This is a genomic window from Paraclostridium sp., from assembly GCF_051657365.1.
GTDB lineage: Bacteria > Bacillota > Clostridia > Peptostreptococcales > Peptostreptococcaceae > Paraclostridium.
In genome coordinates, this window is the sequence record NZ_JBOFKN010000218.1 from 1 (window position 1) to 13,086 (window position 13,086).

Consider the following 13,086-nt stretch of genomic DNA (forward strand, 5'->3'; position numbering starts at 1 on the left):
GGCGGTGATTAGTTATATTTGCGTTTGGAGTCATAAAACTGAGAAGATGTTTTAAATGACTTCTGCACTGCAAATATAACTAATCACCTAGTTCTGTAAAATCAATAAAATATTATGCGGTATAGTATGAAATAAAAAAAAATAAAAGATAAATAAAAAAGAAGTGCTTTTGCACTTCTTTTTTTATACTTCTCTTCTTGGAATTTCCATTTCAATAGCATCTTCTATTTCTTTTAATGTATTGTGGTCTTTTGGGTCTACGAACATGCATGTGTAACCTTCTTCTCCGGCTCTTCCTGTTCTTCCTATTCTATGGATGTAAGTTTCTGCATTTTCAGGGATATCGTAGTTATACACATGAGATACTCCGCTTATATCTAGTCCTCTTGATGCAACATCCGTTGCTATTAGATATTGTATATCTGCGTTTCTAAATGACTTCATTATTCTTTCTCTATGTGACTGTTTTATATCACTATGAAGTTTAGCACAGTTATATTTTTTTCTATGTAAACCTTCTTCTAGTTTATCAACTCTAGCTTTAGTTCTACAAAATATTATTCCCATAAAAGGATTGTCTTTGTCTAGTACAGAGCATAGTGCATCTTGTTTTCTTCTATCTGTAGTTTCAACTACGTTTTGCTTTATATTAGTTAGTGTTATTTCTTCTTTTTCTACACTTACTACTGATGGATTATTCATATATCTATACGCTAATTTTTTAACTGCAGAGTCCATAGTTGCAGAAAAACATAATACTTGTCGATTCTTAGGTGTTTGTCTAAGTATAGTTTCTACTTCATTTCTAAATCCCATGAAAAGCATTTGATCTGCTTCATCTAATACTATAACTTTTAATTTACTAAGATTTATAGTTTCTCTTTCTATATGATCTAGTAATCTTCCAGGAGTAGCTATAACTAAATGTATATTTCTTTTTAATTTTTTTAGTTGAGCACCTATATCCTTTCCACCATACATAGCCAATAAGTTAATATCTGTATTTTCACTAAGTTTTTCAGCTTCTTTAGTTATTTGAATTGCAAGCTCTCTAGTTGGTGATATTATAAGTGCTTGAACATGGTTAAGATCTGTTGATATATTCTCAAATATTGGAAGTAAAAACGCTAATGTTTTCCCTGTTCCTGTTTGAGCCTCAGCTATTACATCTGTTCCTGATTTTATTAATTCTATACTTTCTTCTTGTATAGGTGTAGGTGTAGTTATTCCCATTTTTTTTAGGGTTTCTATTGTATTATCATTGATTCCTAATTCTTTAAAATTCATATTATTTACCTCTCAAAATATCGCTAATTTAATTACGGACAACTTAATTAATAATATCATAATAACTGTATTAATACTAATTATATTATTAATTATTAACAATATTTAAATAATATATATACAATATATTATTTAAAATCATATTTTTGTAACCGAGATTTTAAATAATTCATAAATTATAAAGATAATAATATTTAAGAGGTGTTTTTTATGATAAAGACTGTGAATGTAGAAGGGTTGAATTTTAGAAAAGGGCCAACAATGAATCATAATATAATAAGAGTTTTAGCAAAGGGCGAAAAAGTAGATGTAGTAAATGACCTATATGGATGGTCAAATATAATATATAAAAATGAGAATGGATATGTAGCGAGTAAATATTTAATTGAAGAAAAGGAAGAAAAGAAAAAAATAAAAGTAGTAAATGTAGATGGATTAAATTTCAGAAAAGGCCCAAATATAAACTATAGCATAATAAAAGTTTTAACAAAGGGACAAGAGGTTGAATTTATAAATGAAAATAATGGATGGTCAAATATAATTCATGAAAATAAACAGGGATATGTAGCAAGTAAATATTTAGACGACAAAAGTATTGATGATACAGCGATAAGTGATAGCATAAAAAAAGCTATAGATATAGCAAAGTCAAAATTAAATTGTAAATATAGTTGGGGAGCTGATGGACCAAATGTTTTTGATTGCTCAGGATTTATATACTATATATTTAAAAAACAGTTAGAAATAAATGTTCCGAGAGTATCTAAAGATCAAAGTAATTATGGAAAATTAGTAGATAGAGATAAATTAAAACCAGGAGATTTAATTTTTTTTGATACTGAAGGAATAAATGATTTTAATGTATCTCATGTAGGTATGTATATAGGAAATAATGAATTTATACATGCTGCTTCAGGGACAACTATGAAAGTTATTATCTCAAAATTAGAGGGATATTATAGTAAGCAATATATAAAAGCAAGAAGACTATTTTAATATATAAGTAATAAAAAAAGCTCCTAAAAGGAGCTTTTTTGTAAAATGTTTTTTATTTGAAAACTTTTTTCTAAAATAAGCAAATGTATTTTAATTAAATTAGAAAAATATTATGATTACATTAATAGAACATTAATCTATATTACTTATAAAACATTCAAATAATAACAAAACTTCAGAGAAAAATGTATTGGGTGTATTTTTTAAACTAGGAAAATTTTCATAGCCTTTTAAAATTACAGGGAAATCTGAAATTTTAGCAAGTGTTGAATTTTCATTTCCTACGAAGCTAAGTATTTGAATTCCATTACTTTTAGCAGTTGCTACAACTTCTAATATGCTTGAACTTTCTCCAGAATTTGATATTACAATTAATAAGACATCATCTTTATGGGAAGTACTTAATAATTGCAAGTGAGTATTTGCAATACATTTAAATCCATTTATGACAAATCGCTCACTCATATAGTTTGCAATCATTTGAGAATAACCAACTCCAAGGAGCATAATTAATTTATTTTTTGATTTTTTAAGTATATTAGATAACGGAGCTAAATTTAAATCTATTTGATTTGAAGCATTTGTAAATATATCAATAGAAGAATCTAAATCTTCTGGTTTTCTTGAGTAAGATATATTATAAATCATATCAGAATAGCCTTCAAATCCTAGCTTCTTACATAGTTTATATATAATGGTTGTAGAAGTGAAATTATCTTTAGCAACCTTACGTATACCAATTTTTTTTAAGTTATCAATATTATTATATAAATATTGTAGTATGTTTTGTTCTATATTAGATAGTTGATATTTATCACAAAGATATTCAAAATTCATATTAAACCACCTCAAAGGTTATTATATATGAATTTATATAAAATATAAATAAAAATTGTATGGAGGTAGTCACCATGGCTGAAAAATTTGTAAAAGATCCTTGGGCAAGAATAAAAACTCGTAATGGATTAAATGGAGATGAGGTTATATCAGCACTTCAAAAATCTATAAGAAGAGGACTTGAAGAACAAGCTTGTGAATTTGCTTACGAAATGTATATAACATCTCCTCAGATGGAAGAAAAATTATGGAGAAGACTTTTAACTATGACTGTAGAGGATATAGGTATGGGTGATCCAACAGCATGTATAATAGTTAATAATTTATATGAAATGAGAAAACAATTTTCTTATGCGGATGGAGATAGACCTATATATTTTATACATGCAATAAGATACTTATGTAATTGTGAAAAAGATCGTTCAAGCGACTTATTAAAAAATATAGTAATAAAAGGATTTGCTATGGGTCGAGTTCCGGAAATACCTGATTACGCTCTTGATAAGCATACGGTTAGAGGGGCTGAGATGGGAAGAGATTCATTCCATTTCTTAAATGAAGCAAGCAAAGTTATACCACAAATGAAAGTTGATAATGATTATAAGGAACGATATGGAAAGATATTAGAAGTTTATAAGCCAGAGGATTCGGTAGAAAGTGCTTTTAAATATAATCCTTGGCAAGAGTAATACATATAAACTAAGGTGTAAAATATAATAAAGGGAGATTATATTAAAATGGGACAAAATAAATTTTTAGAAAAACTAGATAAAGTGTTATCACCTATTGGAGCTAAAATTGGAAGTCAGAGACATCTAAATGCTATATCGGCTGGTATGATGATGACGCTACCACTTATCGTAGTTGGATCTTTATTTTTAATAATAGCAAATCCTCCTATAAATCCAGAATTAGTTGATCCTAACAATGCAAATATATTTGTTAAGTTCTTATTATCATGGAAAGAATTTGCGGTTGAAAACTATACTACTATAACAGCTCCATTTGATATGACTATGGGATTATTAGGGTTGATGTCAGCTTTTGCGATAGCATATACATTAGCGAGCGATTATAAAATGAATGCTGCTATGTCAGGACTTATATCAACTTCACTATTTTTTATGATATGTGCACCAAGTAATGAAGGTAATATACCTATGTCATTTTTAGGAGCAGATGGGTTATTTGTAGCTATTATAATAGGGATATCATCAGTTGAGATAACAAGATTTGTTGATAAAATGGAATGGAAATTTAATTTACCAAGTTCAGTTCCATCAGCTGTAGCATCTTTTATAAACACATTGGTACCATTACTTTTAAATATAGTAATTTTATATGGATTAAATGTAATAGTAATGGCTAATACTGGGGATAGTTTGCCACAATCAATTATGAATATACTTACACCTGCACTTAATATAGCGGATAATTTATGGGGGTATTTGTTACTTATAACTTTTGGAAATGTATTATGGCTATTTGGGGTAAATGGGACATCTATAATATTTCCAATAGCTTTTGCTTTAGGACTTAGTAATACAGGGATAAACTCAGATTTAGTTGCAGCGGGACAAGATGCTAATGTTATAATGAATTTACAAATGTTTAGAATTGCAATATTAGGAGGAGCAGGAAATACTTTAGGGCTAGCATTATTAATGGCGAAAAGTAAATCTACACACTTAAAGTCTCTTGGAAGATTATCGATAGTTCCTGGGATTTGTGGAATTAATGAACCTATAATTTTTGGAGGACCTATAGTATTTAATCCTATATTAGCTATACCATTTATAGTAACTCCTATTATAACTGTAACACTTACTTATTTTGCTCAAAAGATAGGTTTTATAACTTGTGGATATATAGTTGATCCATCTTTTACACCTTTCTTTGCACAAGCATATTTATCATCTATGGATATAAGAAATGTAATATTTGTATGTATCTTAGTACTTATAAGCATAGTAACATATTATCCATTTTTTAAAGTATATGAGAGTAACTTGATAAAAAAGGAGTTAGAAGAAAATAATTCAGATGATGATCTAGGTTTTGATGATTTAGAATTAATTTAAATAAAAAGAAGTTTGTAATTATTACAAACTTCTTTTTATTTTATATAAATCTTAATATAGCTAATAAAATAAGCATAGATCCAGATAACCATGAGAGATTTATATCAATCTTTTCTATGAATTTTTTACCTATATAGACACCTAAAAACAAAGATAGTACACCTATTAAAAAAGATAAAATTAAAATTTGAAAAAAATTTATACTAACTAGGCTACTACCAAATCCAACAGCTATACTATCTAAAGAAAGTGCAACAGCTAGATAGATAGATTCTTTTAGTGTAAGGTTTTTTGATTTGTCATAGTCAGCTTTAGTCTCATTTGCATAAATTTCCAATACAAATTTAAAATCAAATAACTTAAATGTTAAAGGAGCTCCCAAAGTAGAAAAATTTTGAACATAGGTTTTAAAAAATGACTCAAATAATCTCAATATTCCTAATGTAAATAATAAAGTGAAACTAAGTGTAGAAGCTACTTCAGGTGATAAGAATTCCTTTAAAATAGAACCTAAAGACAAAGATATAGCTAAGAATAAAGAACAAACCATATTTATTACAATATTTGAAGCAAATGGAATTTTAATTCTATCTGTTCCATAAGCAATACTAGCCACAAAGGTATCTATGCATAAAGAAGAAACTAAAATTAATGATTCTAACAATATATTTCCTCCTATTCTAATGATGTAGTTAGTATATATTATTAGAATGAGGACAAATTAGTTACTAGAATAAATAAAAGGCACCCATATAAGGTGCCTTTTATTTAATATTCGTAATGACTATAATCTCTTTGTATAAAAGTTTCACAAGTATTATTTAGTGAATTAACTTGAACTTCTGAAGATTTACATGCTCCATTAAAGTTATACATGCAATTAGATGCACCGCATATTATATTTTTAGATGAAGCTTCAGGATTATGTAGTGAGTTTGATATTGTAGATTGATTAGAATTGTCTATAAAAGTTTTACAATAAGTTTCTGGGGTAATATTTGCATCAAAACCTTCCATATTGATTACAGATGCATTGCATATCCCAGAATTATTAAAAGTACAGTTTGTAGCTAAACACTTAACCAAAAAAACACCTCCGAATAATAAATAAATATAGTATTAAATTAAACTGGAAAAAATATACTGAAAATTGAATAGAAATTAAAAAAATATATTGCAAATAGTCTTTAAATGATTTAGAATAATAAGTCCTAAGATAAATAGATTAAATATTTAGTAGATATTTCTATTACGCTAACTCATTGAGTTAGTTTTTTTTTGTACTGATTTTGAAAATACACTAGAAAAATATAAAAATTTATGATATTATTTTACTTTAAATTGGGTTATAGTTATATGAATTATGATATGAGTTATCGTATATGTAATTGCTGTAATCTATTTATTTTTTATTTAATTTAATTTTAATTTATTTTTGAAGAAATATCTACTAAATTTAAGATTTTATCTAGGAGGAATTACAATGAAAATAGGATTTGACCACAAAAAATATTTAGAAGAACAATCTAAGTACATCTTAGAGAGAGTTAACAACTATGACAAGTTATACTTAGAATTTGGTGGGAAGTTAATGTTTGATCTTCATGCTAAAAGAGTTTTACCAGGATTTTATGAAAATGCAAAAATAAAAGTATTACAAAATTTAAAAGATAAACTGGAAGTTGTAATATGTGTTTATGCAGGCGATATAGAGAGAAATAAAATAAGAGGAGATTTCGGTATCACTTACGATATGGAAGTTTTAAGACTTATAGATGATTTAAGAGCATATGAACTAGATGTTAACAGTGTTGTTATAACAAGATTTGAAGGACAACCTGCAACAACAGTATTTATAAATAAATTAGAGCGTAGAGGTATAAAAGTATACAAGCATGCGCCAACAAAAGGATATCCAAGTGATGTTGATACTATAGTAAGTGATGAAGGGTATGGAGCTAATCCATATATCGAAACAACTAAGCCTATAGTAGTAGTAACAGCACCAGGACCAAATAGTGGTAAGTTAGGAACTTGCTTAAGTCAACTTTACCATGAGAACAAAAGAGGAAATGAAGTGGGATACTCTAAATTTGAAACATTCCCAGTATGGAATGTGCCATTAAAGCATCCTTTAAATATAGCATATGAAGCTGCAACAGTAGATTTAAAAGATGTTAATATGATAGACTCATTCCACCTTGAAAAATATGGAAAAATGTCAGTTAACTATAATCGTGATTTAGAACTATTCCCTGTTTTAAAGAAAATAATAGAAAAGATAACAGGAAAAGAATCAGTATATCAATCTCCAACAGATATGGGTGTTAATAGAGTTGGATATGGAATAGTTGATGATGAAGTAGTTCAAGAAGCTTCAAGACAAGAGATAATAAGAAGATACTTTAAAACAGCTTGTGAATATAAAAAAGGACAAGTTGATAAAGGAGCTTACGATAGAATTAAATTAATAATGGAAGAATTAAACTTAAAGCCTGAAGATAGAAAGGTAGTTATACCTGCTAGAAATTACAGTGCTAAGTTAAAAGAAGCTTCTAATACACCTAATGATATATGTCCAGTAGTTGCTTTAGAACTTTGTGATGGAACTATACTTACAGGGAAAGCTTCTGAAAATATGAATGCAACAGCAGCTGCAGTATTAAATGCAGTAAAACATTTTGCAGATATAAATGATGATATGCATTTAATATCTCCAGTTGTTTTAGAACCAATTATAAATTTAAAAGCTAATACTTTAGGGAATAGAAATGTTGCGTTAAGTTGTGAAGAGGTATTAACTGCATTAAGTATATGCGCAGTTACAAATCCAACAGCTCAAGCAGCGATGGAAAAATTACCAATGCTTAAAGGAGCTCAAGCTCATGCAACTACTATGTTAAATGTAAATGATGAGCAAACATTTAGAAAATTAGGTATGGATACAACGTGTGACCCAGAATATCCATCAGCTAATTTATATCAAAATTAATAGATAATAAAACCGTATTGTAAAATATTTTGCAATACGGTTTTTAAATTTATACAAAATGAGGAGGAGTACATTGGACATTAATAGAAAGATAATACATATAGATATGGATGCTTTTTATGCATCTGTAGAGCAAAGAGATAATAAAGATCTAAGAGGAAAGCCGGTTATAGTTGGAGGTAGTCCAGAAGGTAGAGGAGTAGTTGCTACTTGTTCATATGAAGCTAGAAAATTTGGAATACATTCAGCGATGCCATCTAACGTTGCTTATGTAAGATGTCCACATGCTATATTTGTACCTCCTAGATTTGATGTTTATCATAAGGTTTCACATGATATCAGAAACATTTTTAAAAGATATACAGATATAATTGAACCTTTATCTTTAGATGAAGCTTATTTAGATGTTACTAAAAACAAGCAGAATATAGAATTTGCAACTACAATTGCTAAAAAAATTAAATATGAAATATATAAGGAAATAGGAATAACTTCATCAGCGGGAGTTTCATATAATAAATTTTTAGCTAAAATTGCATCAGATTATAAAAAGCCAAATGGATTAACTGTAATAACGCCAGAAAAAGCTCAAGATTTTATAGACAAATTGCCTATAAAAAAGTTTTTTGGTATAGGTAAAGTAACTGAAAAGACTTTAAAGCTGATGGGAATAAACAACGGGTATGATTTAAGACATATGGACCTAATGCAATTAGAAACAGTTTTCAAAAAAAGAGGTTACGACATGTATAATTTCGCTAGAGGAATTGACTATAGACCAGTACAAATGAGTAGAGAACGAAAGTCTGTAGGTGCAGAAAGTACATTTATTTCTAATGTGAGTTTTGACTCAGATGAATTAAATGAACATATAAATGAAGTTGTAAAAGATGTATGTAAACGATTATGTTCTATAAATAAGTGTGGGAAAACTATAACTATTAAAGTTAAGTATGAAGACTTTCAGCAAATAACTAAAAGATATACTTTGAAAGAACCTATATATACGTATGATGATGTATTATCGAATACAAATATGCTTATAGAAAAAATTAAAAATAAGGATAAACAAATAAGGTTAATAGGTGTTACTATATCGAATTTATTAGATATAGGGCAAGAGAATTACATGAATTTATCCCTATTTGATAAATTATAATTTATTATTAAATAATATAAATATTTTAAATTAAAATGTTTATATTTTATTATAAATATGATATTATATAAACTAATATAATTTGATATGGAGGTTAATATATGGCAAAACAAGCTACAGATTTAGGGAAAGGCAGTGTTGGAAAGCTGTTATTTCAATTAGCTTTACCTGCTATAATAGCACAGTTAGTAAATGTATTATATAACATAGTAGATAGAATCTTTATAGGAAGAATGCCAAGTGGAGAGATTGCTATGGCTGGAGTTGGAGTTGCATTTCCAATAATAATGTTAGTATCAGCTTTTAGTGCTTTAGTTGGTATGGGGGGAGCTCCGCTAGCAGCTATAAAAATGGGAGAAAAGGATAATGACGGAGCAGAGAAAATAATGACTAACAGTTTTTCTACTCTATTAATAATATCGATTATTTTAACGGTATCATTTTTAATATTTAAGGAAGATATACTTTGGGCATTCGGGGCTAGTGAGCAGACAATAGGATATGCAAATGATTATATAGGAATATACCTTGTCGGAACTGTATTTGTACAAATAGGATTAGGGCTTAATCCATTCATAAATACACAGGGATTTGCAAAAACAGGAATGTTAACAGTAATGATAGGAGCAGTGATTAATATAGTACTAGATCCTATTTTTATATTTGGACTAGGAATGGGCGTAAAAGGAGCTGCATTAGCTACTATCACAGCTCAGTTTGTTTCAGCTATATGGGTATTATTATTTTTAAGTGGAAAGAAGAGTGTTCTTAAAATAAGAAAAAAATATTTAGTACCTAGCATGAAGGTAGTAGGTCCTGTATTACTTTTAGGGATATCTCCTTTTATAATGCAATCAACAGAAAGTTTAGTTATTATATCTATGAACAATAATCTTGCTAAATATGGAGGAGACTTAGCTATAGGAGCTATGACTATAATGAGTAGTATTATGCAAATTATAATTCTTCCTATGACAGGTTTAACTCAAGGAGCTCAACCTATAATAAGTTTTAACTATGGATCTGGTAACTTAGATAGAGTTAAAAAGACGTTTAAGTTATTAATAATAAGTTGTATAACTTATACAACAGTAATGTGGGGAACGGTTATGTTTTTCCCTCAAGTATATGTATCTATATTTAATAGTAATCCTCAACTTGTAGAAATAACGGTATGGAGTATGAGAATTTACTTTGCAGGAATATTTATATTTGGAGCACAAATAGCATGTCAACAGACATTTCTTGCTTTGGGGCAAGCAAAAATATCTATGATATTAGCTTTGCTTAGAAAAATAATTTTATTAATACCGTTAATTTTCATACTACCTATGTTCTTTGATAATAAGTTACAAGGAGTATTAACAGCAGAACCTATAGCAGATATACTTGCAGCTCTTACGACTATAGTATGCTTTAGTATTTTCTATAAAAAGACATTATCAGGTAGTCATTCAGGGCAATTAAATCTTGAAATGAGTCAAACTAAAGAATAAAAAATTTTAAATTAAGCTATGATAATAAAGTATATTTATTATCATAGCTTTTTTAATATATATATTTTGGTAAAAAATACAAAACTATTATATAATGTAATGAAAGTAAAAGTTACATATTAGGAGGCTTAGATATGAAAGCAATTATAGATTTGCATTGTCATACTATAGCAAGTGGACATGCATATAGTTCTTTAAAAGAAAATATAGATGAAGCTAAAGAAAAAGGATTAAAGTATTTAGGAGTTTCAGATCATGCGCCAGAGATGCCTGGAAGTACACATCCATATTATTTTGGAAACTTAGGTGTTATAAAGGAAGAAATAAATGGAGTGAAGATGTTAAAAGGTATAGAAGCAAATATTATGGATTTTGAAGGCAATTTAGATATACCAAAAGATATTATAGGTAAATTAGATTATGTAATTGCTAGTTTTCATCCACCTTGTATAACATCAGGATGCAAAGAACTTAATACTAAAGCTATTTTAAATGTAATGGATAATGATGAAGTGAAAATAATTGGTCATTTAGATGATAGTAGATATCCTGTAGATTATGAAAAAGTAGTAAAAAAAGCAAAAAAAACAAATGTTTTATTAGAAATAAATAATTCATCATTAAGAGCTAATAGTTTTAGAGTGGGGGCTATTGAAAACGCAAAAAAAATGCTTGAGTTATGTAAGATACATGAGGTTAAAGTTATTTTAGGAAGTGATGCTCATATTTATTATCAAGTTGGAGATTTTACAAATTGCGAGAAAATATTGAAAGAAGTAGATTTCCCAGGAAATTTAGTGGTGAATTTTAACGAAGAACATATAAAAGAAATATTTTTTAAATAAGAAGCTTAATTATTAATATAAACAATTAAATGTTAGTGATATAATAATAGGTGATTAAATACAAATTTTGTATAAACGTTTACATAGGAAGGGATGGAAAATAATGGATAACAATCAAACTATGCAAGAACTTTTAGAACAACAAGAAAAAGAAATGAACAGTTTAAAGATCGGGCAAATTACAACTGGTAAAATAACTAAAGTATTATATGATGAGATTCGAGTAGAATTAGATCATGGATTTGATGGGGTTATACCAGCTTCTGAACTTGTACTAGCTAAAAATGAAGAGATAAAAGATAAATATCAAATAGGACAAGAAATAAGTGGTGAAATAACTAAGGTACAGCGTAAAGATGGAACTATATATCTATCAGCAAAGAAAGCAGTAGTAGAAGCTACTAGAAAAGAACTTAAAGAAGCCTTAGATAATCATACCATATTAACGATGAATATAGAGAGAAGTATAGATAAAGGATTATTCGCAAAATATAAAACTGAAACTGTATTTATACCATTATCTCAGATAGACGTTACATTTGTAAATAATACATCTGCATACGTAGGCCGTGATTTAGAAGTTTATATGATAGAAATTGATTTAAGAAGAAATAGAATAGTAGCATCTCACAGAGAAGTAGCACAAGAAAGAGTAAATGCAGAAAAAGCAGAACAAAGAGCTAAAGCTAAAGTAGAAAAAGAAGCAGAGAGAGCAAGAATAAAGAAAGCTAAAGAAGATTTATTTGAATCACTTGAAGTAGGTCAAAAGAGAACTGGGAAAGTAAGTAAAATAATGAGTTATGGAGCATTTATAGATTTAGGTGGAATAGAAGGTCTAGCACATATAAATGAACTAGCTTGGCATAGAGTAGATTCAGTTGAAGATATAGTTAAAGAAGGTCAAGAAGTAGATGTATATATTATAAAGATAGATGAAGAAAATAAAAAAATAGGATTAGCGATAAAAGATATAAATAATGATCCATGGAATTCTGTAAGAGAAGAGATGCAAGTTGGGGATATAGTAAATGTTAAAGTGTTAAAACTTATAGAAAGAGGAGCTTTTGTTGAAGTTAAACTTGGAGTGGAAGCTTTCTTACCAATATCTGAGTTAAGTGAAGAAAGAGTTATGAAAGTATCTAATGTTATAAACGTTGGAGATGAAATAGATGTTATGATAATAGATATAAAAAATAAAGATAAGAGAATGGTAGTCTCATTAAAAGAAGCTACAAAAGAGCCAGAAGAAGATTACTCTGAATTTTTAGAAACTGAAGATTCGTTAGGATCTTTAGGTGAATTATTCAAAGAAAAATTTAAAAATTTAAAATAGATAATAAAAAAATCCGTATATTAAAGTATACGGATTTTTTTTATTGCTTTTAAACTAGGA

12 protein-coding genes are annotated in these 13,086 nt (G+C 28.0%); 8 read left to right on the forward strand and 4 right to left on the reverse strand.

Annotation, left to right across the window (positions count from 1 at the left end):
* Positions 1 to 183: 183 nt before the first annotated feature.
* On the reverse strand, positions 184 to 1,287 hold the full coding sequence (locus tag ACRCYC_RS16850; RefSeq protein ID WP_438620260.1) for a DEAD/DEAH box helicase: 1,104 nt from the start codon (positions 1,285 to 1,287) through the stop codon (positions 184 to 186).
* A gap of 210 nt (positions 1,288 to 1,497) precedes the next feature.
* Between ACRCYC_RS16850 and ACRCYC_RS16855 the strand changes: the two genes are divergently transcribed.
* On the forward strand, positions 1,498 to 2,283 hold the full coding sequence (locus ACRCYC_RS16855) for a C40 family peptidase (protein WP_438620261.1): 786 nt from the start codon (positions 1,498 to 1,500) through the stop codon (positions 2,281 to 2,283).
* A gap of 132 nt (positions 2,284 to 2,415) precedes the next feature.
* Here the strand turns inward: ACRCYC_RS16855 and ACRCYC_RS16860 are convergent, their stop codons facing one another.
* Positions 2,416 to 3,120 carry a MurR/RpiR family transcriptional regulator gene (locus ACRCYC_RS16860; RefSeq protein WP_438620262.1) on the reverse strand — a complete coding sequence of 235 codons (705 nt, stop codon included), beginning with the start codon at positions 3,118 to 3,120 and terminating at the stop codon, positions 2,416 to 2,418.
* Positions 3,121 to 3,194: 74 nt separating this feature from the next.
* Between ACRCYC_RS16860 and ACRCYC_RS16865 the strand changes: the two genes are divergently transcribed.
* On the forward strand, positions 3,195 to 3,809 hold the full coding sequence (locus tag ACRCYC_RS16865) for a hypothetical protein (RefSeq protein ID WP_438620263.1): 615 nt from the start codon (positions 3,195 to 3,197) through the stop codon (positions 3,807 to 3,809).
* Positions 3,810 to 3,857: 48 nt separating this feature from the next.
* Complete coding sequence (locus ACRCYC_RS16870) at positions 3,858 to 5,201, forward strand: PTS sugar transporter subunit IIC (protein WP_438620264.1); 1,344 nt, start codon at positions 3,858 to 3,860, stop codon at positions 5,199 to 5,201.
* A 40-nt stretch (positions 5,202 to 5,241) separates the two neighbouring features.
* Here the strand turns inward: ACRCYC_RS16870 and ytaF are convergent, their stop codons facing one another.
* Positions 5,242 to 5,865 (reverse strand): sporulation membrane protein YtaF, encoded by a 624-nt coding sequence (ytaF, locus tag ACRCYC_RS16875; protein ID WP_438620265.1) that lies wholly within the window; start codon positions 5,863 to 5,865, stop codon positions 5,242 to 5,244.
* Positions 5,866 to 5,969: 104 nt separating this feature from the next.
* A complete protein-coding gene (locus ACRCYC_RS16880; protein ID WP_438620266.1) occupies positions 5,970 to 6,287 on the reverse strand; it encodes a DUF1540 domain-containing protein in 318 nt (105 codons plus the stop codon).
* A 397-nt stretch (positions 6,288 to 6,684) separates the two neighbouring features.
* On the opposite strand from ACRCYC_RS16880, the gene ACRCYC_RS16885 reads away from it, so the two are divergent.
* From ACRCYC_RS16885 to ACRCYC_RS16905, 5 genes are all read left to right on the forward strand, one after another.
* Positions 6,685 to 8,193, forward strand: a complete 1,509-nt coding sequence (locus ACRCYC_RS16885) for a DUF1846 domain-containing protein (RefSeq protein ID WP_438620267.1) — start codon at positions 6,685 to 6,687, stop codon at positions 8,191 to 8,193.
* Between the two features lie 73 nt (positions 8,194 to 8,266).
* On the forward strand, positions 8,267 to 9,352 hold the full coding sequence (dinB, locus tag ACRCYC_RS16890) for a DNA polymerase IV (protein ID WP_438620268.1): 1,086 nt from the start codon (positions 8,267 to 8,269) through the stop codon (positions 9,350 to 9,352).
* Between the two features lie 101 nt (positions 9,353 to 9,453).
* Positions 9,454 to 10,848, forward strand: coding sequence for an MATE family efflux transporter (locus ACRCYC_RS16895; RefSeq protein ID WP_438620269.1), 1,395 nt, complete (start codon positions 9,454 to 9,456; stop codon positions 10,846 to 10,848).
* A gap of 134 nt (positions 10,849 to 10,982) precedes the next feature.
* On the forward strand, positions 10,983 to 11,693 hold the full coding sequence (locus ACRCYC_RS16900) for a phosphatase (protein WP_438620270.1): 711 nt from the start codon (positions 10,983 to 10,985) through the stop codon (positions 11,691 to 11,693).
* 103 nt (positions 11,694 to 11,796) lie between these two features.
* Complete coding sequence (locus tag ACRCYC_RS16905; RefSeq protein WP_438620271.1) at positions 11,797 to 13,026, forward strand: 30S ribosomal protein S1; 1,230 nt, start codon at positions 11,797 to 11,799, stop codon at positions 13,024 to 13,026.
* Positions 13,027 to 13,086 lie beyond the last annotated feature (60 nt).